General features: G+C 41.5%; 26 protein-coding genes and 1 pseudogene. 14 read left to right on the forward strand and 13 right to left on the reverse strand.

What is annotated here, in order from left to right; genetic code table 11:
• Positions 1 to 165: 165 nt before the first annotated feature.
• Genes V7K21_RS15955 through V7K21_RS30775 form a run of 3 tightly spaced genes read right to left on the reverse strand, consistent with a single transcriptional unit; the run spans position 166 to position 930 of the window.
• Complete coding sequence (locus V7K21_RS15955) at positions 166 to 501, reverse strand: hypothetical protein (protein WP_335175783.1); 336 nt, start codon at positions 499 to 501, stop codon at positions 166 to 168.
• The gene (locus V7K21_RS30770; RefSeq protein ID WP_442948894.1) at positions 498 to 785 is read right to left on the reverse strand and encodes a hypothetical protein; all 288 of its coding nucleotides are present in this window, start codon (positions 783 to 785) and stop codon (positions 498 to 500) included. The genes V7K21_RS15955 and V7K21_RS30770 overlap by 4 nt, the downstream gene beginning before the upstream one ends.
• Positions 754 to 930: a metal ABC transporter solute-binding protein, Zn/Mn family gene (locus V7K21_RS30775; protein ID WP_442948893.1), complete on the reverse strand. Its 177-nt coding sequence runs from the start codon at positions 928 to 930 to the stop codon at positions 754 to 756. The genes V7K21_RS30770 and V7K21_RS30775 overlap by 32 nt, the downstream gene beginning before the upstream one ends.
• A gap of 214 nt (positions 931 to 1144) precedes the next feature.
• Here V7K21_RS30775 and V7K21_RS15965 point away from each other — a divergent pair, with 214 nt between their 5' ends.
• From V7K21_RS15965 to V7K21_RS15985, 5 genes are all read left to right on the forward strand, one after another.
• On the forward strand, positions 1145 to 1930 hold the full coding sequence (locus V7K21_RS15965) for an HAD family hydrolase (protein ID WP_335175785.1): 786 nt from the start codon (positions 1145 to 1147) through the stop codon (positions 1928 to 1930).
• A gap of 64 nt (positions 1931 to 1994) precedes the next feature.
• A complete protein-coding gene (locus tag V7K21_RS15970; protein WP_335175787.1) occupies positions 1995 to 2198 on the forward strand; it encodes a CHAT domain-containing protein in 204 nt (67 codons plus the stop codon).
• A gap of 736 nt (positions 2199 to 2934) precedes the next feature.
• A complete protein-coding gene (locus V7K21_RS15975; protein ID WP_335175789.1) occupies positions 2935 to 3057 on the forward strand; it encodes a hypothetical protein in 123 nt (40 codons plus the stop codon).
• Between the two features lie 64 nt (positions 3058 to 3121).
• Positions 3122 to 3247, forward strand: a complete 126-nt coding sequence (locus V7K21_RS15980; RefSeq protein ID WP_335175791.1) for a hypothetical protein — start codon at positions 3122 to 3124, stop codon at positions 3245 to 3247.
• A 108-nt stretch (positions 3248 to 3355) separates the two neighbouring features.
• Positions 3356 to 3712, forward strand: coding sequence for a hypothetical protein (locus V7K21_RS15985; RefSeq protein WP_335175793.1), 357 nt, complete (start codon positions 3356 to 3358; stop codon positions 3710 to 3712).
• Positions 3713 to 3821: 109 nt separating this feature from the next.
• Here V7K21_RS15985 and V7K21_RS15990 read toward each other — a convergent pair whose 3' ends face one another.
• The 5 genes from V7K21_RS15990 to V7K21_RS16010 all read right to left on the reverse strand — a co-directional run bounded on the left by V7K21_RS15990 (position 3822) and on the right by V7K21_RS16010 (position 9496).
• Complete coding sequence (locus tag V7K21_RS15990; RefSeq protein ID WP_335175795.1) at positions 3822 to 5198, reverse strand: alkaline phosphatase family protein; 1377 nt, start codon at positions 5196 to 5198, stop codon at positions 3822 to 3824.
• A gap of 15 nt (positions 5199 to 5213) precedes the next feature.
• Entirely contained in the window at positions 5214 to 6440 is a 1227-nt protein-coding gene (gene eboE / locus V7K21_RS15995; protein ID WP_335175797.1) for a metabolite traffic protein EboE, read from the reverse strand.
• A gap of 151 nt (positions 6441 to 6591) precedes the next feature.
• The gene (gene eboC / locus V7K21_RS16000; protein ID WP_335175799.1) at positions 6592 to 7521 is read right to left on the reverse strand and encodes a UbiA-like protein EboC; all 930 of its coding nucleotides are present in this window, start codon (positions 7519 to 7521) and stop codon (positions 6592 to 6594) included.
• Positions 7522 to 7623: 102 nt separating this feature from the next.
• Positions 7624 to 8532, reverse strand: a complete 909-nt coding sequence (locus V7K21_RS16005) for a TatD family hydrolase (protein ID WP_335175801.1) — start codon at positions 8530 to 8532, stop codon at positions 7624 to 7626.
• A gap of 82 nt (positions 8533 to 8614) precedes the next feature.
• Entirely contained in the window at positions 8615 to 9496 is an 882-nt protein-coding gene (locus V7K21_RS16010; RefSeq protein ID WP_335175804.1) for an EboA family metabolite traffic protein, read from the reverse strand.
• A 475-nt stretch (positions 9497 to 9971) separates the two neighbouring features.
• Here V7K21_RS16010 and V7K21_RS16015 point away from each other — a divergent pair, with 475 nt between their 5' ends.
• Positions 9972 to 11174, forward strand: a complete 1203-nt coding sequence (locus V7K21_RS16015; RefSeq protein ID WP_335175806.1) for a 3-dehydroquinate synthase — start codon at positions 9972 to 9974, stop codon at positions 11172 to 11174.
• Positions 11175 to 11191: 17 nt separating this feature from the next.
• Here V7K21_RS16015 and V7K21_RS16020 read toward each other — a convergent pair whose 3' ends face one another.
• Together V7K21_RS16020 and V7K21_RS16025 are read right to left on the reverse strand one after the other, a co-directional pair.
• On the reverse strand, positions 11192 to 11323 hold the full coding sequence (locus V7K21_RS16020) for a hypothetical protein (RefSeq protein ID WP_335175808.1): 132 nt from the start codon (positions 11321 to 11323) through the stop codon (positions 11192 to 11194).
• Complete coding sequence (locus V7K21_RS16025; protein WP_335175810.1) at positions 11304 to 12032, reverse strand: YdcF family protein; 729 nt, start codon at positions 12030 to 12032, stop codon at positions 11304 to 11306. The genes V7K21_RS16020 and V7K21_RS16025 overlap by 20 nt, the downstream gene beginning before the upstream one ends.
• Before the next feature lie 309 nt (positions 12033 to 12341).
• On the opposite strand from V7K21_RS16025, the gene ctpB reads away from it, so the two are divergent.
• From ctpB to V7K21_RS16040, 3 genes are all read left to right on the forward strand, one after another.
• Positions 12342 to 13682, forward strand: a complete 1341-nt coding sequence (gene ctpB, locus V7K21_RS16030; RefSeq protein ID WP_335175812.1) for a carboxyl-terminal processing protease CtpB — start codon at positions 12342 to 12344, stop codon at positions 13680 to 13682.
• A gap of 133 nt (positions 13683 to 13815) precedes the next feature.
• Positions 13816 to 14784 (forward strand): glycosyltransferase, encoded by a 969-nt coding sequence (locus V7K21_RS16035; protein ID WP_335175814.1) that lies wholly within the window; start codon positions 13816 to 13818, stop codon positions 14782 to 14784.
• 921 nt (positions 14785 to 15705) lie between these two features.
• Complete coding sequence (locus tag V7K21_RS16040; RefSeq protein ID WP_335175816.1) at positions 15706 to 18660, forward strand: beta strand repeat-containing protein; 2955 nt, start codon at positions 15706 to 15708, stop codon at positions 18658 to 18660.
• Here the strand turns inward: V7K21_RS16040 and V7K21_RS16045 are convergent.
• Positions 18657 to 19046 carry a calcium-binding protein gene (locus tag V7K21_RS16045; protein ID WP_335175818.1) on the reverse strand — a complete coding sequence of 130 codons (390 nt, stop codon included), beginning with the start codon at positions 19044 to 19046 and terminating at the stop codon, positions 18657 to 18659. The two genes, V7K21_RS16040 and V7K21_RS16045, sit on opposite strands and share 4 nt — an antisense overlap.
• A 182-nt stretch (positions 19047 to 19228) precedes the next feature.
• Here V7K21_RS16045 and V7K21_RS16050 point away from each other — a divergent pair, with 182 nt between their 5' ends.
• From V7K21_RS16050 to V7K21_RS16070, 5 genes and pseudogenes are all read left to right on the forward strand, one after another.
• Positions 19229 to 19414 carry a hypothetical protein gene (locus V7K21_RS16050; protein WP_335175820.1) on the forward strand — a complete coding sequence of 62 codons (186 nt, stop codon included), beginning with the start codon at positions 19229 to 19231 and terminating at the stop codon, positions 19412 to 19414.
• Between the two features lie 9 nt (positions 19415 to 19423).
• Complete coding sequence (locus V7K21_RS16055; protein ID WP_335175822.1) at positions 19424 to 19597, forward strand: hypothetical protein; 174 nt, start codon at positions 19424 to 19426, stop codon at positions 19595 to 19597.
• 65 nt (positions 19598 to 19662) lie between these two features.
• Positions 19663 to 19887: pseudogene (locus tag V7K21_RS16060) on the forward strand (WD40 repeat domain-containing protein); the annotation flags it as partial.
• Complete coding sequence (locus V7K21_RS16065) at positions 19861 to 20193, forward strand: WD40 repeat domain-containing protein (RefSeq protein ID WP_335175851.1); 333 nt, start codon at positions 19861 to 19863, stop codon at positions 20191 to 20193. The pseudogene V7K21_RS16060 and the gene V7K21_RS16065, both read left to right, overlap by 27 nt.
• Positions 20194 to 20225: 32 nt before the next feature.
• Positions 20226 to 20921 carry a response regulator transcription factor gene (locus V7K21_RS16070; protein WP_335175824.1) on the forward strand — a complete coding sequence of 232 codons (696 nt, stop codon included), beginning with the start codon at positions 20226 to 20228 and terminating at the stop codon, positions 20919 to 20921.
• Here V7K21_RS16070 and V7K21_RS16075 read toward each other — a convergent pair.
• A complete protein-coding gene (locus V7K21_RS16075) occupies positions 20898 to 21101 on the reverse strand; it encodes a hypothetical protein (protein ID WP_335175826.1) in 204 nt (67 codons plus the stop codon). The two genes, V7K21_RS16070 and V7K21_RS16075, sit on opposite strands and share 24 nt — an antisense overlap.
• An 818-nt stretch (positions 21102 to 21919) precedes the next feature.
• A complete protein-coding gene (locus V7K21_RS16080) occupies positions 21920 to 22204 on the reverse strand; it encodes an Npun_R1517 family heterocyst differentiation transcriptional regulator (RefSeq protein WP_335175828.1) in 285 nt (94 codons plus the stop codon).
• Positions 22205 to 22555: the final 351 nt, after the last annotated feature.

Raw genomic sequence — 22555 nt, forward strand, 5'->3', positions numbered from 1 at the left:
TCGCAAAAGCTATATAGGGGAAATATTAGGATTTACAAAGAGAAAATTTTATATCTTAATGTTTACGCAAATTTAATTTTCCGAAGGGTTCACTTGACCAAAGAAGACAGATACGGGAATGCAAAGAAAGAACTCTCCGTACCTCCGTATCTCTTCAATGAAAAACTACCACCAAATTCGATTTCCATTTTCATCAACTCGTGCTTCCCGAATCATGTCGGAAATCTCTTCAGCATCTTTAACGTGGTGGAGTGCCTTCTTTTCGCCGTCGGGTTCATCCACAACAAAGTAAGTTGGGACTGTGATATTATCGCCTGTAATGTCTGCTACATCATCAACGGCTACCTGTTGAGCTTTTTCTTCAACTGATTGAGACTCATCAGCAATTCTATCTCCCGGATTTGCAGTTAAGTTTCTTTCATTCACATCCGGTTTTTCGCGAGAATGCGAATCTTCGCTTACTGGTTGATTAATTTGATTTTCTTGATTATTCTCAGTCATGGCTTTTTCAGATATTCATAAAGATACACTCTAATATTGTAAAAAATCGAAGGTATAAAGAATTCTTTCTCTAGAGAGATTTTGATAATATATTTGAGCGAAACACCTCTTAGGTTAGATATTCGCTTAAATGAATTTACTTCTTTGGTTGAAATGACGGATATTTTCCCTAATGCTTTTATAATGCTGAGGGTATTTACCTCTACTATTTTGATGTAGGAATCTTTTTTACTTACCTTTGCACCAATTGAATCAGAGTAAAGTTGATTTGGTACTAATTTCACCCGCTCCTTCTTGAGCAAAAGTTTTAATTAAAGCTGGGTCAATTGTAGTTTCAGCAAAAATTGCGGGAACACCTTTCTTTTTAATTAACTCAAACAACCTCTGAACTGTTTGAGCATTCAGTTGTTCGCAACTCTCGCAAATCAAATAGGATTGCTGTATTTAGTCCTAGTTCCGGTATTTTTACCACTAAATAACTTAAAACCAAAGAATAATTCTAACGCGCTTGTACTGTAGTATATTAGTAGACCTTTTTTCCATACTTTTTGAGCAAGTCATAAATTATAAAAGACTAATAAAAATTACTACATGATTTAAATTTGTCAGGTAAGCTGACAACAGCAGTTTCATCCTTAAAACAATGACCGCAAGTAGTCCTACAATTTTAGCCCTGGACTTTGATGGAGTGATTTGTGACGGACTAATTGAATATTTCGAGGTAGCGTGGCGCACCTACTGTCAAATTTGGTCGCCTGCTAACGACACACCACCAGATGATTTAGCTTTGAGATTCTATCGCCTGCGACCTGTAATTGAAACGGGTTGGGAAATGCCCGTTTTAATCAAAGCGTTGGTAGATGGAATTCCTGATGAGAAAATTCTTCATGAATGGGTAATCATCGCCCCGAAACTTTTATTAGATGACAAGCTACAAGCAAGAGAAATTGGTGCAAAACTAGATAACCAACGGGATGAATGGATTACCACTGATTTAGACGGTTGGCTAAGTCTGCATAGATTTTACCCGGGTATAGTAGAAAAACTAAAATTAACTCTTGACAGTGGAGTTAAGCTATACATTGTGACAACTAAAGAAGGGCGTTTTGTAGAGCAGTTGTTGCAACAAGAAGGAGTAAATTTACCAGCACCAGCAATTTTTGGTAAAGAAGTCAAGCGTCCCAAATACGAAATTATACGAGAATTAAAGCAGGCAGAAACAGACAAGCTAGTCAGTCTGTGGTTCGTAGAAGATAGACTCAAGACATTGCAGTTAGTCCAACAGCAAATAGACCTTGAAGATGTGAAACTGTTTCTTGCAGACTGGGGCTATAATACCCAAGTAGAAAGGGAAGCTGCCCAAAATGATCCGCGAATTAAGTTGTTATCATTGTCTCAATTTGCCAAAAATTTCTCTGCTTGGCTTTAATATATTAAATATGTTGCAATAATCTCTTGATGCTTTCACCCTAAAAGGGCTTGTTATTGCCCAGATGCTTCTAATAGCAAAGTACATTTTTTCCAAAGCCGAAACTTTAAGACAGGCACAAATAGCTTTGATTAATATTAGCAAAACTACTCAAAGCAAACAAAGTAGGAGCAGTATTGAAATAGAAGCCTTACCATCAAATGTAGGCAATCGCCTCAGTCATCCTTACTACTGGGCACCATTTATTTTAATTGGTAATGGATTGTAATTCGTAATCCGCAATTCGCACCTCAACCTACATATTGCCATTTCGAGAGTCGCTAACATAGATTTTGCGATCGCAATTACTATTTCGGGAGTCGCTAATATAGATTTTGCGATCGCAATTACTATTTCGGGAGTTTTTCTTAACTGAACCGTCTCCAGCAGGGAGAGAATTGTAGTCTAATTATACCGTTTCTGAAAATGCGCCTAAGAGGATGTCTGAAAAGTGTACCAAAGGTATAATTTGTCATTCTGAGCGTAACGAAGTGGAGCGAAGAATCGCAATTTCCCGTGGTTTGATGAGATGCTTCACTACGCTATCACTTCATTCAGCATGACATTTTTAACTTCTCAGACATCCTCTAATTAGCCCACGTTCGCCCTTGGCGTTACCGAAGGCTAGGTGGGCTTTGTCTGTGTAGCTCCAGGCTTCTAGTCTGAGGGCAATAAAACGCAACCTCACATAGAATTGGTATTATTATCTCTGCCTCTGTGGATGAAACAAATCATCCTGCAATTATGCAATGCCTTTACTTTAAGTTGGTTTAGCAATAAATTCTTAGTTAAAAGCTTATTTAATAAATTGGTTTTATTCAGGTTCTTCTAGTATATCTTTCAAAGTTTCAGCCATATGCAGCGCGGAAACACCCTAAAAATCACCCTTAAACTGAGTGCGGCGAACGAGTTTCCTGCGCGGTGATTTATTTTGATGTCTGCACACTTACAACCTTTGGAAAAACATGACAACCACAGTCCAAGAACTGATTGCAAACTTGAAACACCACCCTGATAACACGGTGGTAACGATTAAAGATGTCGAGGATCAGGAATTCGCGATCGCTGATTTTATCCTTGAAAACTAGATCCTGAATATCGTCATTGGCACGAAGGAGGAGGTGAGAAATTTGAGGTGATGTTTGACAAACAGTGCCAGGAAATTCAAGGATAACTCAAAATTTATCTAGCGATCGCGCTTTAGAAAACCGCGATCGCTTCCTCGATTCAAACACTTCAAACTTGTACAAGACAAAAAAGCTATTTTCAGATAACTAGACCACACGGTAGGGGCACAGCATTGCTGTGCCCCTACGACAGATGTAGTTCAAATACTTGAATTCTGCTGTAAGACTTGCTCACCTGAACCGCGTTCAGTCACCGATCATGAATCGTGCGCGGCAGGATTTAGCGTGGCAGTTTCCACAAGTTGCATTAATAAAATCCCGGCGGGGTGCAGAAGGTAAAGTTCCCTTACTTTGGTATGGAATTCGCAAAAGTACGCGCTATAACCGCCTCTACGAACAATCTGTGGGGTTAGAAATCACCCAAACAGTTCGAGAACACGCAAAACGCATCTGTGACCTGCAACGTGAGGAACACGCCATCGAGGCAGAGTTGCGAGAATTGCTGGCTGATTCTCGGTTTGACCATTACCGCACAGTTTTTAAAAAGTTTGGATTTGGCGATCGCCTCTTTTCGGTAATAATCTCTCAGATTTACCCTTTAAGGCGGAAATTATAGAGGGAGTAAGAAAATTACTAGAGTGAACAAGGGGCTTAAGCCCCTTGTGTGGAACCCACTTGCTTGCGCGGGTAAAGTTTCGTTTAGACGCGGTTTCTAACCGCCCTTTTTAATCCTGATTTAAATGTTTGAGAATCAACGAGCAAACATCTGTAGGCTCAATTTGATTTTCATTAACTAAGTGAGTTTGATGGGTGATAAATAGAGGCCCTTCAGCTAAAGAAGTGGTTATGTGACCATGAGAGCCACGTACTAAGGAAGCATCCAGAGGAATCACATCCATTAAGTAGCGAAAACCTAGTTGTTTCTTAAGTAACTTGAGAGCAACTTTTACCTGAGGCAATTTCATCTGCGGATCGAGGAAAAGTTCTACAGGATCGTAACCAGGTTTGCGGTGGATATCTACAGTTCTAGCAAAATCGGGCGCTTTGGCATCATCGAGCCAATAATAATAGGTAAACCAAGCGTCAGGCCGAGCGATCGCCACTAACTCTCCCGCTCTAGGATGAGCAAGGTGGTAGGCTTGCTTACCCTCTTCATCCAATACCTGCGCCACACCTTCAGTTGCTTCTAAAAGCGATCGCACTTTTGGGATGTACGCCGGATCATTCACATATACATGAGCAATTTGGTGATCAGCAACAGCAAAGGCAATGCTAGCACCAAAATCGAGCAGTTCTCGCCCTAATTCTTCCCGCACAGCTATTAAACCGTTTTCCCTTAATATGCGGTTGATATCCACTGCTTTGGAGACTGGCATAATGCCATACTCAGAAAGAATAATTACCTGAATATTTCGTGTTTGATAATATTTAATTAAATCGCCACAAACAGCATCAATTTCTCGCAAATCAGCTTGGATCTGTGTTTCATTATTACCAAATCGTTGCAAACAGTAATCTAAATGTGGCAGATAAACTAGTGATAAAGTGGGGCTGTAGCGTTCCTCAATCCATTTTGCCGAATTGGCAATCCATTGGCTAGAACTAATAGAAGTTTTTGGCCCCCAAAAATCGAATAGAGGGAAGTTACCTAAATCAGATTGAATCTGTGATCGCACATCACTAGGATGGGTATAAATATCAGGTAATTTTCTCCCATCTGCGGGATACATTGGGCGCGGTGTAATGGCATAATCTACTGAAGAATACATATTGTACCACCAAAAAAGGTTGGCACAACTGAAGTTTGGATCTATTGATTTAGCTATTTCCCAAACCTTGGGAACCTGCACTAGTTTATTAGATTGTCGCCAAAACTTCACTTCACATTCATCGCGGAAGTACCATCCATTAGCGACAATTCCATGCTCATCGGGCAATTTTCCTGTTAAATAAGTAGCCTGAACCGAACAAGTCACAGCAGGTAACACTGTTGTGATCGGAACTACCTGCCCTTTAGCCGCCCAAGAAGATAAAAACGGCGTGTTTTCTCCTAGTAAACTAGGCGTTAATCCCACGACATTTAGAACAACCGTTTTCTGCATAAAATCAATTTCCTCTTAATTGGCGGCAAATTCTTTTAATACCCACTCATATTCCCGCTGAATAGAAGTCAGCAAATCTATCTTCATTTCTGATGGCAATACATCCCAGGTATAAGTCTCAATTTCTAAATGTTGGCAAGCATTGTTTGTTTGAAGTAGATGTAAAACAGTAGCAATATCATCTTGCGTAGACTGCAAAATTTGATAATCATGAATAAAAATTGGCACATGGAAGTGAGTGCGCCATTCTTCAGCTATAGATTTTTCTAAGTGTGGTAATGCAGTTATTAAGTCAGGATAATGATACAGTGTATCGTCACTGCGACGTTCTATTACCTGGTGAAGATAAGTAGATTCTGCAAAAGGACGTAAACGCTCAACTATTAAACTACGTTTCTCAACCTCAGCAGGTATTTTTACTTTAATTGCGGCGCTGATTTGAATTTTGCCAATCTTAATTCCTGCCGATTGCAAACACGCAAATACAGACTGAGGCTGCTCATATTCAACTGAAAAATGGCAGGTATCATAGCAGATCCGAACATGTTCTAGCAATTTTATCTCTGCTAAACTTTGCTCAATATTTAATTGTTCAGACAAGTAATTCCCACAAATTGGTAATAACCAATTGTGATAAAAATTAATTACTTCTGAGGTATTTTCAATTAATCCATCAGGCTCAGGTTCTAAATCAATATGAAGTATTTTTCCTGTTTCTTCGTGGATACGAATCATTTTTGCGACAACTGATGCTATATTCAAACAACTCTTTTTCAGAACTGTTTCAAAAGTTGCTTGGTCTTCTGCCGACCAAGGTTTATAGGATAATGGTAGTGTAGAAATTCCGCCATCCAGTCCTTCTGGTAACAGGGTGGCTAAAATTTGTGTCAAGTTTAATGTATAATTTACCCGTTCTTGTGTAGACCAATCTGGTGCATAAACATGGTCTTTTACCACCTGTCGATGGAATCCGCCATAAGGAAATCCATTTAAGGTGAAAACATATAAATCTTCTTGAGTCAGCCAAGCTTGGAATTGAGCTAAATTATTACTTTCCAAAAGTTGTTTAGCAGCAACATCTGCTAACCTCAAGCCAATCCCAAAAGGTTCTGTAGGTGATAAACGTGACTTGAGATTGGGAACATATTTTTCTAAATTGGCGAAAACCTCTAACCAACTTTCACCAGGATGAATATTGCTGCAATAAGTTAAATGAAAGTTGCTGTCTTTTGTAATTTTCATTTTCTAGCTTTATGCCCTATATATGCTAATAATCTGTTTTCTTAGATTTATCCAATTTCACAAAATACCTGCTATATATTCATGGGTATGGGCGCACATCTATACGCCCATACATCCGATTCATGGTATTACTGGATATGTATATTCAAATTTAAGTTACGGCAAATAGTTGTGCTAATTTCATCGAAATTGGCAGCAAGGTTAGAACTAATAAACCGTAATACAAACCAGCAAAACCAGATGCAATTGTTGCATCTAAGACAATTAGAGATAACACGCCTATTTTTACAGCATCTCGGATATTTTCGGCTACTGGTTGACGCGCAGCTTTGATAAAATTAGGCAACACTCGGATAGCTAATAGAACAGCAAATGGTAGTGCTGCGATCGCTGTATACTCTCCTAATAATCCTAAAGCTAAAACTGCCGTCAAAACTATTGCAATTAGCAGTAGTGCTAGGACTCCGGTAATCTTCTTCCCTCCGTGAACTTCACCCTGACTAATTGCGGTGATAGCAGCAATGTAAAGAATAGGAATCAGCGTTAAATACCAACGTTCTCCTATGATTGCAGGTACAGCACTTACGCCTAACAATAAGTTACTACCACGGCACAAACCCATATTAAGTGGACCAAAAAAAGGATGATGTTTGGCGAGTGCGTCATACAGGAGGCATGAAAGAGTGATAAATATAGCGATCGCAGCACTCAACCAGGATACTTGAAAAGCAGCTATAATTCCAATTGCAAACAGTATACTCCCCAATAAAGTAGCATTTTGGCGAGATACGCGACCGCTAGGAATTGCTCTATTTGGTCGCTCTTTTGCATCTAATTCAGCATCAAAAACATCATTAAAAACTATACCGCCGCCATATAAACCAGTTGTAGCTAACAACAACCAAGCTAATGGAATTAGTATGGAAAAACTTGCTTCTCCATTAATTAATTTAGCAAAAATCATCCCACCAGAAGCAGCAAAGCCAACAAGAATATCCGCCCAAGCAGTAACAATATTAGCAGGACGCATCAATTCCAGATAACCCCTCCAGCCTTGAAAATTTAAGCTTGCAACATTCATTCGTCTGCCTCATTGCCGAGTAATTTATCAAAATAAGCCGCATATTATAGATGAATCAGATGTTTATGCAATTCCTCTTCCCCACTCCTCACTCCCAATTTTCTACTCAATCAACACATAATCTGAAACTGATTTGATTCCTGGTTCCTGTCCCCGTAATACAGAATTACCACTGAACATCTGACGCTGATCAACAGATTGGGGATTCAGCCAATCTGATGCTTTCATCTGCCCAGTTTGACTGTAAGCAGCTAGAGCATTCTCATAACAAACTGTTCGTACATATTCTTCAGGAATGCCCCGATCTAACATCAACTGAGCAGTTTTTGGGACTGCTAAAGGATCGCTAATACCCCAATCAGCGCTACTATCTACAATGATGCGATTAGATCCATACTTGCGGACAACTTCTACCATCCTGGCGTTACCCATCTTCGTTTGTGGGTAAATTGTGAAAGCCGCCCAAAAACCCCGTCCTAATACTTCCTCTACGGTTTCCTCATTGTTGTGATCAATAACTACTTGTGAGGGATCTAAGCCATATTCAATGCAGCGATCCATACTCCGACTAGCACCTGCTTTTTTATTGCGGTGAGGGGTATGAATTAGTACTAACATATCGAGTTCTTTGGCTAATGCTAACTGTTGACAAAAGTATTTATCCTCTGCTTCTGTCATGTCGTCGTAGCCAATTTCGCCAATGGCAACAACTCCCTCTTTACAAGCATAAAGTGGTAACAGTTCTATAACTTCTGCTGCTAGCACTTCATTGTTAGCTTCTTTCGGATTTAGACCAATTGTGCAATAGTGTTGGATGCCAAACTGACTAGCACGAAACCGTTCCCAGCCCACAAGACTACTGAAGTAGTCTTTGAATGTGCCCGCGTTGGTTCGAGGTTGTCCTAACCAAAAGGCTGGTTCAATAACGGCAACAATGCCATATTCCCGCATTACTAAGTAATCGTAAGTAGTACGGGAACACATGTGAATGTGAGGATCGATAAACATCATGGTGTGGTTTAATGAGCAATAAATTTTATTAGGGATAGAGGATTGGGTATTTGGAAAAGTTTTCCTTAGTCCCCAGTCCCTTTTATTTGTAAACAAAGAGGCGATCGCGGCTGAAACTGCTCCAAGTCAGATTACCTTGTTGAATGGATGACTGTAAATCTGGATAACTAGAAAGTAATGCTTGCGCTTGGGGTAAAGGCGATTGGGCGCAAGCTAACGCTGCTGCTTCTTGTTCCTCTATATCCCCATTAGCCAGTACTTTTTCCAAATCTGTGATGATTGCGCTATCCGCAAACCGCCCTACCGATCGCCAAAGTTCTGGCGTAACTGAGCGTTTAGCTGCCCAACGTTCATGGGCATAGTCTGCCAACATCCTCGCCAATTCTGGGTTAGCACGCCGATCTAGACCCCAAATTAGATGCAACGGACTGCCGACAAACACAGCCTTCAGCACCATCTGATTCCAAGCAGCATTATCTAAATAATCTGCTGGATAAGGGTTACGTAGTGCGATCGCTTGGAATACATTACTCATATTGCTGCGAATTCCCTCAGCAGTACGATGGCGATGTAACTCTGGATATGGTAAGAGCGGCAAACTTTGATAAAGGACAACTAACTCCCCCATATCGGCAGTCGAGAAGACTTGATCAAGCGATCGCACATACCCCTGGGCATCATCGTGGGGCAATGCTAAAAGCAAGAGTGTGCGACCTGCTTGATCTACACTCCAATGACCAGGATACCAACCGGGAATCACATCCTGTGCTGCTTCCAAGTCCTGGAATGTTAGCTGCAAATCCTGTTTGCCTAAATAACGCGGTACAGCACTAAATGCCGTGAAAAACACTCTCTCAGCAGCGCCGCTAGCAATTTGTGCCTGCTTCTGTTCCAGCCAAGCAAAAGCTTTCTCTGAAACAGATTTTAGCAGCCAGTGATGCAGTAATTTGTTTACTTTACTCATGATGAATTTCAGGATAAGTTGCCCAACTTTTTTGTGACAACCAAGTATAAAATCTACCACTAAACTTGATATTTTGTGATTGAGGTAGCTAGATAATATACTACTGAGATCATAACTTCACTGAAACTATAAAAATCTCCTGATTTTAAATAAGATACTGTAAAGATATCATTTTGATTAGATAAATCATAAAATTCTCTTACGGAAAAAATTAAAATCTTATGTAATCACGATATCTATTGCCAATCTCATATGTAAAGACTAAATATCAAGAAAATTATGAAGTTAGATTATTTTTAACTTTCTATATTGAAGTGAATTAACTTCAGATTTCTGATTGATTGAGTAGCTCAATTGGTCTAGCAAATTATTTCAAAGTTAAAGTGATCAATTGATTTATTGGGTTTATTTTACTGTTAACCATAATTGCAATAGTGCATCCATTTACAGGTAGTTAAAAAGTAATAATATTCAAATGGCTATTCAGCAAAAAACTGTTCTTAATCTGCAACCAATTAACCAATGTGTCCGCGTGACCTTCAATTATGATGTTCACTTTACTAGAGGTTTGTTTGAGTTAGATAATCCTTTACTGGCACAAGTGATTGCCGCAGATGGGGAGACAACCCCAAAACAAGTTCTAGCAGTGGTAGATGCAGGATTTTTACAGTATTACGATGGGTTGCTCAAAAAATTATCAGTCTATGCCCAGTGTTATGAAGATGTACTAACACTGAGCGGTGAGCCGATAGTAGTTCCGGGTGGAGAAGCAGTCAAGAACGATTCAAGATTTATAGAGCAAATTCATCAAATTATCAATGCAACTAGATTGTGCCGTCACTCCTATGTCTTAGCAATTGGAGGTGGAGCCGTCCTAGACATGGTAGGATACGCAGCAACAACGGCTCACCGAGGAATTCGGCTGCTACGAGTACCGACAACAGTGCTAGGGCAAAACGATTCGGGTGTAGGGGTAAAGAACGGAATTAATGCCTTTGGCAAGAAAAACTTTTTGGGTACATTCATGCCACCTTATGCTGTCTTGAATGACTTTGATTTTCTTACTAGCCTTGACGATCGAGATTGGCGATCGGGTATTGCAGAAGCGGTGAAAGTAGCGCTGATTAAAGATGCAGATTTCTTCGATTTCATTATGACTAATGCCGATAAATTGGCTAATCGAGACATGGACATAATGAAAAAGCTGATCTATCGCTGTTCCCAATTGCACTTAGAGCATATTGCTGGTAGCGGCGACCCCTTTGAAATGGGTTCATCGCGTCCTTTGGATTTTGGACATTGGGCTGCTCACAAACTGGAGCATTTAACTAATTACAGCCTACGTCACGGTGAAGCTGTAGCGATCGGCATTGCTTTAGATACGACCTATTCATATTTAACAGGGCAACTCTTACAATCTGAGTGGCAAAGGGTTATAAGTACACTAAAGAAATTAGGCTTTACCTTGTACGTATCAGCGCTGACAGAGCAATTAGATCAACTAGATCATCCGCATTGTCTATTTAGGGGGCTTACCGAGTTCCGTGAACACTTGGGAGGAAAATTGACAATCACCCTTCTACAAGGAATCGGACAGGGAATAGAAGTTCATCAGGTGGATTTGTCTTTGTATAGAGATGCTATTTTGATACTGCAAGATTGGGAACTTTTGCATTAATTCTCTTTTGAATGCAATCAGCCGAATGCCTGCCAATCGACGAAGGCAGTCCCACCAGACATAGATAAAGTTATTCCCATTGGGTCTAGAAAATCTTTAAGTAATATTTCACCTGGATGTGATGGGGGTCTATAGTTTGGAACTCTCATCTGTTGTTATCTCCTTAACCCACGCCACTTGATGTTCACAATGAAAACCTCGATTCTTCCAAGCTTGCATATCTACTTGGGTAAGCTTTGTCACATTCGAGCATTGCGGTTGAATAATTTGACTTACAATCGCCCAAAATAGGCTGCGTGTTAAATCTAATCCAGTTTTGGGCCAAGATTCATGATTACCAGGAAAACCCAACTCCTGAACAATATCTGTCTCTACCCAAATACCATGAGCGCCCAAAAGAATCTGTGCCATCCATTTGGCTCTGGGTAAGTGACTTGGCGAGGTAATCAACATGACTTTATGCACTCCCCAACGCCGCAGAATTGGAATACTATAATAAAAATTTTCAAAGGTAGAATTCGCGCACTTTTCTAACCAAACGTTTTGTAACGCTGTTAATTCGTCTTGAAAAATTAACCATATACAGGGGTCTGGGGAACCATGAGAAATTAAAATTGGGGTTTGCGGGTATTGTTTTGCTTGTTGGGCAACATAAGTTTCTCGATGAATACTGCCACCAAGTGCAAAGAAGGCATCTACTGGCTGCGAAGAAGCAAAAACTAAGGTTATAGTAATAAAAATCAGCCAAGCACCCAGGACAACGGACAATCCGCCAGTTAGCTTTTGTAAGAATTGCCACAGATTAGCAAAATTTTTTTTAATAGAAATTAACGATTTGATGGTAAATTTGCGTTTCATGAGTTAGGTAATAAAAGCTGATTTAATGACTGTCTAACAGTGCTGCAATTGAGTGAACAAAGTGCTATCTTGTAAAAGTAATGAATAAGTGTAAATATGACGCTAATAAAAGTGTCACATGGTCACAAGAGCCTTCCGGAGAAAGCTAACAAACCGAGAAGTGGTTGTTAATAATGCAGTATTTTCGGCATCATTCAACGATAAAAATGATTAAGGAAGCATAGCTTAGTTTGGGGTATAAAAACTTAAAATTTTCTGGAAAGCCTGATTGCTAAACTGTCAACAACACAATTATTCCAGCTAATATACATGAAAAAATCTCCGAAAAGTTACTCGCCGCTCCAAGTAGCCTTGATTGGTGGAGCGATCGCCACAACTGCTACTATGTCTGTGTTCGGCCCCGTTTGGACTCGTGGTGTCCGTGCTGCTCTAGCCCTACAAGACAGCCCGAAAGTGATAGTTGACCAAGTTTGGCAAGTGGTAAATCGTGAATATGTTGATGCCAAATTTAATCAACAAGATTGGCAAGCAACTAGACAAAGCCTGTTGAGCAAAGACTATTCTACTCGGGAAGAAGCTTATACTGCCATCCGCGAAGCTTTACAAAAATTGGGAGATCCTTACACTCGATTTATGGACCCCAAACAGTTTGAAGCCCTGACTAGCCAAACAGACGGGGAAGTCTCTGGCATTGGCATTCGGATGGAAGTTAACCAAAAAACTCAGCGGCTCACTGTTGTCGAAGCCATAGAAAATTCTCCAGCACTGAAAGCTGGGATCAAAGCAGGCGATGAAATTTTGGCAATTGATGGCAAACCCACTCTCAAAATGAAAGTGGATGACGCCTCCAAGTTAATTCGTGGCGAAGTGGGTACTCCCATCAAGCTACGGGTGGGACGGACAGGGCTAAATGCTTTTGATTTGAAGCTGACAAGGGCAAAGATTGAAGTGCCAACAGTACGTTATACCCTTAGGCAAGAAGGGAATCGCCGCGTTGGCTATATTCGTTTGCGGGAATTTAGCGCCCACGCCGCAGATCAAATGCAACGAGCCATCCGCGATTTGAACAATAAGAAAGTAGATTCTTATGTCTTGGATTTGCGGGGAAATCCTGGCGGGTTGTTGAACGCGAGCATTGAAATTGCCCGGATGTGGTATGATAACGGCGCGATTGTCAAGACAGTAGACCGTGTGGGCAGCAGTGAAGAAACTAAAGCCAATCGCACTTCTCTGACAAATCGTCCCTTAGCGGTATTAGTAGATGGAAATTCAGCTAGTGCTAGCGAAATCCTCACAGGGGCACTCAAGGATAATAAGCGGGCGGTAGTCGTAGGTGGTCAAACCTTTGGTAAGGCCTTAGTGCAGTCAGTTCATAAACTCGCAGATGGTTCCGGCTTGGCAGTTACCATTGCTCATTACTACACCCCTGCGGGAACGGATATTAATCATAAAGGGATTACGCCAGATATCAAGCTAGACTTGACAGAGGCACAAGAGCGTCAGTTGGCTTCTAATCCAGATTTAATCGGAACTAAGAGTGATCCGCAATATGCCCGTGCGATCACAATTCTATCAAATAACAACTTTGCCCGGCCACCAGCAACTCAACCCACTCGACCCATGAGTAGCGCCGATAACCTGAAATTTTAACTAAAACAAAAATTCTATCCCACGTCATTCCCAAATCCAGATTTTTGGAGTTACGAAAACTGCTTGATATACCGTTCTAGGATTTTGGATTGGGAATACTAGCTACTAATCCCATCTCTAAAATCTCAGATTTATGAATCATCAGCCAGTTGATGCAACCACCGCCACTAGCTTTTTACCAATGGTGTCGGTGGTTGTTCCTATTTATAACGGTGAGACGGATTTACCAGAGTTAATCAATTGCCTGTTGTCTCAAACCTACCCAAAAGACCGAGTAGAATACTTGTTGGTGGATAATAACAGTAGCGATCGCACTCTCACCATTCTCAAAACATCTGCCGAAAATTGCCCAATTACAATTCACCCATTGAGTGAAAACCAAATTCAAAGCTCCTATGCTGCCCGTAATACTGGGATTCGCGCCGCTGTGGGCGAAATTATAGTTTTTACCGATGCTGATTGCCGTCCGCAACCGCAATGGTTAGATGCATTAATCCAGCCTTTTGTCAACTTAGAAGTGGTAATTGTCCCTGGTGAAATTTTGGCATTACCAGGTACAACTCTGTTAGAACAACACGCAGACCGTCAAGAAACTTTGTCGCAAAAGCATACCCTTGACCATTCCTTTCGTCCCTATGGTCAAACCGCTAATTTGGCGGTTCGACGCATTGCCTTAGAAAAAGCGGGTTTATTTCGTCCCTATCTTACCACTGGTGGCGATGCAGACATTTGCTGGCGGATTTTGGAGGAAAACATCGGGCGTTTGGAATTTGCCGCAAATGCGATCGTTGGGCATCGCCACCGCGCCACACTTAAAGAACTGCAAAGTCAATGGCGGCGCTATGGACGCTCAAATCGCTATCTACACGAACTTCACGGTGTAGATTTGATGCGAGATATGACACCCAAAGAATGCGGCTATCGCTTAGGACGTTGGTTATTGAAGGAAGTACCAAGGGATATTAAAAAGGCGATCGCGGGTCAAGCTACCCTTGTAGATTTATTAAATACTCCCATTGGTCTGTTTACTGCTAGGGCCCGGACTGCTGGGCAACGAAACGCCAAGCTGCCAGAGAATGCCAAGATAATTGATCGGCTGTAAAAATACTAATAGTCTGTGTCATGAGTTTGGCACGGTTCGTAGTGAGCAATTTATTGGTCATTTTTAAGGTCTAGAACCGCTGACTGCGTTTCACAACCGAATGGCACTAAGTTAAGATACAGCTCTTGTCCAGAGGCAGAGCGTCTCGGAATACATTCCCAGTCTTAAGACTCTTAACAAGGCGACACATGACTTTGGGCTTTTCTTATTACCATTCGATACTGACAAAAGTTGCCATCATGCTGTGAGTAAAATAATTGCACATTTAGCTGGAGAAGACGTAGAAGTTCCTTCAACAGATACGAGTGCTTACTGCAAAGATAAATGGCACATAAACAATAAACAAAATATTTTTACGTCAATTTCTCAGCAAATAATGTGAAGAATATGCAAAGATGTGCCCTTTAGCAAAGATATCTAAGTAAATACGATAGTATATAAAGTGTTGGGTTGTTTAGATATTCTCTATTTTCAACGGAAATATCTACGTAAAATTATCTGAAAAAAGGTATAGAAAATAAACTCCAAGTCAATAATTGACTAGTTCTTCTTTTAGTAGGACTTAAACGCTGGCAATTAACTAAATATTAAGTGTGAATCCTAGGCATTCAACCATTAGATTTTTTAATTATTCTTGTTCAGTGATTTTCCAGAAGAATAATTAATTTAGCCGAAAAAGACCAATTATTGGGAATACACATGCTGATTAATTTGTACAGCGCTTAAGGATTAGATAGTTAGAGATAGTTAGATAGGATCAGGTAAAAGCTATTCTTGGAGTAAATCTTTGAGAAAGATTACTGTTGCTTAAGGATAGCGAAAATGTATTATTGAGGCGGTTTATTTGTACCCAAAAACAGCACTCAAGTCAAGGTTGAGAATTGAAGTTACTGAAAAAATTGATTTAGGTAAGTAAAAGTGATGGCAAATATCATCGGAACCAGCAAAAATGATACCTTACTGGGCAGTTATAACGCGGACACGATTAACGGTAAGGGAGGCAACGATACGATCACAGGTTACGGGGGCAAAGACATCTTAACTGGTGGCAGTGGCAATGATGAATTTGTGATCACAGACTATGACACTGAGCGCATTACCGATTTTGGTGGCATTGGTAAAGGAATAAACCCAACACCAGGAGTCATTGCCGAAGTCGATACTCTAAAATTCCAGGGCGATGGCTTAACTGCTCAAAATATGCTGCTGACCAAGAATGGCAGCAATTTGGAAATCGGCTTTGAAGATATATATGACATCAATGAAGGTGTATTTTATCCCAGAGTCATTCTGCAAAACTTTGCCCTGGAAAACCTAGATAACTTGAGCAAATCTACTGGAGCCACTGTAGACTTGGGTAATATAGAGTTTGATGGGGAAAGTAAGATTACGGACAGCTTTGATGTTTTCAATGCCGACTCTACTCAAAGCAGCATCTTTAATAAGAATACAGTCACCTTCCTCAATGACCTAGACAACAATGTTAACGGCTTTGATAACTCAGATGATGTGATTAATGGTCAGGGGGGTGACGACATCATCAACGGCTTGAGTGGTAATGATATCCTCCGAGGTGGTGCGGGAAATGACATCCTCAGAGGTGGTGTAGGAAATGATACCCTCAACGGTGGCTATGGAAATGATACCCTTGAGGGTGGTGCGGGGAATAATACCCTTGACGGTGGTACTGGTGATGATTACCTGAATGCTAGCGGTTCAACAGGTGATAACCTCCTCAACGGTGGCTATGGCAATGATACCCTTGAGGGTGGTGCGGGAAATGATACCCTTAATGATCCTTTGGGCAATGACATCCTTGATGGTGGTACGGGAAATGATACCCTTAATGATGGTAATGATGGTGTAGGCAATGACACCCTCAATGGAGGCGCTGGTAACGATTACTTAAATGTTAAGTCTTTTGATTTTGATTCCGCTTCAACGGGTAATAACCTGCTGTACGGGGGCAATGGCAATGATGTTCTTAACGCCTCTGGCGGCTATACAGACTATCGTGATGAGATCACAATTTACAATTATTTATCGGGAAATAATACCCTTAAGGGAGGTGCTGGTGATGATGGTTTAAGTATTGAAGCATCGAGTGGCAATAACATCCTCTCTGGGGATGATGGTGACGATACCTTGTCGTCTGAGTATTCAACAGGCAATAATATCTTCTCTGGAGGCAATGGCAATGATAATCTCCACATATCTAACTCCAGTTTCAACGACCCCGGCATTATCTACAAAGGTAATAACACTCTTGATGGTGGCGTTGGTAACGATACCTTGTATATTTCCGATTCAGCAGGTAATAACATCCTCTCTGGAGGCGATGGCAATGATAATCTTTATACAACAGTAAATGGAGATTCTGGCAGTAATACTCTTAATGGAGGGAATGGCAATGATTCCATACAACTATCTTATTATATAAAATCTACTACAGATTCCTTAGTGACTCAAGTGGTGGATGGGGGAGCAGGTGACGATTTGTTGACTTTAGAGTGGAATGCAGAGATTCAGGGAATCACTTTTACTTTCAATCCTACTACCAACATTGGGTCAATAACTACAGGCACCACCAATCTGCTTACCTACAAGAATATCGAAGAATTAAATATCATCTCCACTACAGACTATGATGACTATACATTGGGGAGCAATGGCAACGATACTCTCTATGCAGGCGATGGCAATGATACCATAGATGGGGGTAAGGGTGACAATTTGTTGAGAGTCTATTACGACAAAACTACAGGGGGGATAACCTCCACAATCAATGCTACTACTAACAGTGGATCAATTACCGCAGGGAGCAATAGCGTTAGTTACAAAAATATTGAACGATTAGATATTTTTGGTACAGACTATGATGACTATATATTGGGAAGCAATGGCAACGATACCCTCTCCACTGGTGATGGTGGCAATGATAGCATAGATGGAGGGACTGGCGACGATGATTTGTTGAGAGTCGATTATACTAGTGCTACAAAGGGGATCACTTCAACCATTAATCCTAGTACTACTAGTGGAGTGATTACCGCAGGGAGCAATAGCGTTAGTTACAAGAATATTGAACGATTAGAGATTGGTGGTACGGACAAGGATGACTATATATTGGGGGGCAATGGAAACGATAGCCTCTATGGGGGGGGTAGTGGCAATGATACGCTCAATGGAGGAAATGGGAACGATAGCCTCTTTGGAGGGGGTATTGGCAATGATACGCTCAATGGAGGAAATGGGAACGATTTTTTGTCCGTCGATTACAGTAATGGTACGATAGATTCAGGTAAGGAGCACGATATAGATGGAGGAAATGGGGACGATATTTTGTTCGTCTATTATACATTTAGCAATGCTACAAAGGGAATAACTTCCACAATCAATCCCAATACTAACAGTGGATCGATTACGGTAGGAACCAATACGGTTAGTTACAAGAATATCGAAGGATTATACATTAAGGGTACAAACAACAATGACAACATAGTGGGGAGCAATGGCAACGATACTCTCTCCGGGGGCTATGGAAATGACACTCTCACAGGTGGGAGAGGTAGTGATACTTTTGTTTTCGATAATCCATATGGCGGAGGTGTTAATAATCTTTATGACTTCAACCCCACTAATGACCTGATTGAGGTATCTGTTTCTTTAAACGGTGAGCCATTACATCCACTTCTGACAAGTCAATTTACTTTGGGAACATCTGCAACCACTAGCGAAGAGCGTATTATCTATAACAGGTCTACAGGTGCATTGTTCTTTGACGCAGATGGCAGTGGGTCTGCATTGCCTCAGCAACAATTTGCACAATTATCTCCTGGATTGTCATTAACCAACAAAAATTTTGTGGTTGATTAATCGGAGTCAGCGCTCTCTTGTCCCCAATCGCTAAACAGCTTATCATCGTCAGCACCGCCGTATAGAGTGTCAGCATCAGCCCCACTATATAGACTATCAGCCTCAGCCCCGCCCGCTAGCTCGTCATTGCTAGTATCACCTTTGAGGAGGTCAGAGCCGTCTTCACCGAAGAGTTTGTCATTTCCGACACCGCCATAAATACGGTCATTGTCTATACCTGCGTAGAGGCGATCGCTGTCATCACCACCGTTTAGTTCGTCATTGCCAACATCGCCATAGAGGAAGTCATTCCCGCCTTCACCGAAGAGTGTGTCATTCTCCTGACCGCCATTGAGAGTGTCATTGTCTATACCCCCGTAGAGTTTATCGCTGCCAGCACCTTTCAAGTCCCTTGTCTAATTTACCTATAGTGAGAATATCGTAATGAATATAATTTTTCTACGTGGAAATATAAATGACGGTTGAAGAAGCGATTACACTCGTTGAGCGCTTACTGGAACGGGGACGCTTAACAAGAGCGCAAGAGATTGTATTCCGCTACGCCTGGGAAGGGAAAACTTACCTATAAATGGCGCGAGAAGTCACATACGACCCTGGTCATATCAAAGACGTTGGTTTGCAACTATGGCGATCGCTCTCTCAAGCTTTAGGTGAAAAAGTTACCAAGAATAATCTGCACGGAGTCCTGAAGCGAACTGCACACCAGCACAATCGCACAAACACATCCCCAACCTTCATGCCTTACCTCGATTAGGGAGAGGCGATGGACGTTTCCCGCTTCTATGGACGGGCAACTGAATTAGAAACCTTGAGCCAATGGATTGTGCGTGATCGCACTCGTCTGGTAGTACTGCTGGGTATGGGTGGTATGGGCAAAACCGCACTCTCAGTAAAGTTGGCAGAACAATTACAGGGAGAATTTGAGTATGTCATTTAGCGATCGCTGCGGCATGCACCTTTTTTAGATGACAATCTGACGGACAGTGGAATGTTGAGACAGGCATCTGTCTCAATACTTGGGAAGCAGACTCCAATCGTGTTTGGGCAGTTGCCGTCAGTCCAGATCATCAATATGTTGCCACTGGTGGTGCTGACCAGACAGTGAAACTATGGGACATTCACACAGGAAACTGTCACCGGATATTTCAGAGACATACTAGCTAAGTTCTCTGCATTCTGTTCACCGCTGATGGTAGCCGGATGATTAGCAGTAGTAGCGATCGCACCATCAAAATTTGGCATGTTGCTACTGGAGACTGCCTTGCTACATTAGAGAATCATCAAAATTGGATATGGTCGCTCAGTCTGAGCCACGACAATCAAACTCTCCTCAGCGGTAGCCAGGATGAAACAATCAATTGCTGGGATCTTGCTACAGGGGAATCCTGGACAACTTTACGGCCAGCCCGTCCCTATGAAGGCATGATCATTACTGCTGCGACAGGGTTGACTGAGGCCGAGGTGTCAACTTTAAAAGCTTTGGGGGCAGTAGAGATGAATTCAGATTGTTCAATACATGTCAACTTTCGCTAAATTGGAAAAAGGTAAACTCAAGGGAATTTTAAATGTCAGCACAATTGTTACTGGTGGATGATGAACCAGGGATACGGGAAGCCGTGAAAGACTATTTGCAAGAGAGCGGTTTCAGCGTTCAAGTCGCCAGTAACGCCCTCGAAGGTTGGGAATGGATGCAGATGAATACACCTGATTTGGTGATTTCCGATGTCATGATGCCCCAGGTGGATGGCTATCAGTTCCTGAAGCAACTGCGAGAAGACCCCCGCTTCCAAGCACTCCCGGTAGTATTTTTAACTGCTAAGGGTATGACAGGCGATCGCATCCAAGGCTATCATGCTGGTGTTGATGCCTATCTACCCAAACCCTTCGATCCAGACGAGTTAGTGGCTATAGTCGAAAATTTGCTTGCCCGCCGCGCCGCTAAGGCTGCAACTACCGGAGATGACGCTGAAACCCCTGATCTTGCTGAACTAGCCAATCAGATTGCCCAAATTAAGGCATTGTTAACTCAAAGAAGTGCTATTTCCCAATCGCCAGCCCCTTTCAAAATTGATTTGACTCCCAGAGAACAAAGTGTTTTAAACTTGGTCGCTGAAGGGTTGATGAACAAAGAAATCGCCCGTCGTTTGGAAACCAGCGTCCGCAATGTAGAAAAGTACGTCAGCCGCTTGTTTAGTAAAACTGGCACCAATAGCCGTACAGAGTTAGTTCGTTTTGCTCTAGAACACGGTCTGGCTAAATAGACATTGAGGAGCCAGTGCGTTGCGGAGGTTCCCGACGCTCGTAAGCGTTGCGTTACCGACTGTGCGTAGCGTCTGACTCGCTACCGCTTCTCTACCAGACGCGCAAGGGAGGCTATCCGTTGTTCGCGTAGCGACTCCGACAGCAGAAGCAACTGGTGTCAGCCCCTTCGCAAAAGTCAAAAGTCAAACATTTTGAACCCCATAAATAAATTTAGGGGCTTGTAACAAGGACGCCGTATTTCTTGTATTGCACGCCTCGAAATACATTTTTTCTTTTTCCATAAATAAATTTAGGGGCTTGTACCTTTTTCTTTCTGGTCATTGGTTATTAATCTTCTCCCCCACTCCCTCATCTTTTTTTACTCCCCTTGTCTTTTTTTTACGTCCCGCTTCTGGTATTCTCCGCGTCCACTTCGTCAACCTAAGTTCGACGAACCTCTCGCTGCCTTGAACTAAAGTTCAGGTCTGTACCTTTGGGACTCAGAGAGGGACAATTTTGCGTGGCAAAACCTCTAAAAGGTTTTTTGACTGTGGGTAATTGGTAATAGGTAACTGGCTGCTAAACCATCACCTATTACCAGTAATAGATAAAACATAAGTATTTCAGCAAATCAGGCACTTAGCTAAAGCAAAAAGCTAAAAGAAAGGTTATTTATTTTTACTTTGGTCTTTTAGGTTTTCATTGGATTCGCGCCTGTTGTCCAATTTCCCATCTGTAAAGACACAGGGTTTTGTTATTCCTGCAATGTTTTGATAAAAACTCGGTAAAATGCACCCGGCTGAATTTGCTCTCTGATTCTACCAGTACCCTTTGCTACAAAGTTTTTAATAGAGGAAACTGTTCCTGGGACTTTGTGCTGCTAAATAAGACTTTCACAAAGTAGAGATCACAATATTTTATGAATTCTACTTACTGATTAGTTTTTATCGCAACTGGGGTATGAGATCAACATTTGATTTGATGCCCAATTCATGTTTATCCTAATAAAATTATACCTTTATTCTTGAGAATTTTCAGCAGGATTACGCAAGCGCATTAGCTGGCGTCGCATTTGAGGTGAGGCTTTGAATTCAGACACTTCCTGCGCTTTAACGGATGCTTGCAGCGTCTCTAGAAAGTCGTCCGAACCCACAGTCAAGGCATCAAGTAGCACCTGTAATAGTTGCTCGCGATCGCCTAATAGACTCTTTTCCTCAATCAACCGGAATTTGAGATGGATTTCGCACTCATAAACACCTACTTCAAGATTATTTATCTGGCGTGGTAATACTTTGGAGTTCATAGCTATTGAGATTCCTTTACTTGGTTGTCATGAGGGTAAGGAGGTAGATGGTAAGCAAAAATTCTTTATATCTCTTTTGAATCCAAAGTGCTTGAATTAAGAATTTTTCTTCATCAATCACCTTTGTATTCCATTTCACTCTCCTGTGCTGTATTTACAAGCTAAATTTTCACTGTCTAGATTTTGATGTAACTGTGCCAGATGTAGCTTATGGTAAGCCATAACTATTATTCAGTTTTTAAAATTCTACACAATAAAGTTTCTGTAAGAAGTTGTGCAACCTTTTTAAAGGTTTCTACATCAACTTTATGTTAGCGTCAATATCATGTTTACTTGTTACTCTAATTTTGG

It is taken from the genome of Nostoc sp., assembly GCF_036919595.1.
GTDB lineage: Bacteria > Cyanobacteriota > Cyanobacteriia > Cyanobacteriales > Nostocaceae > Nostoc.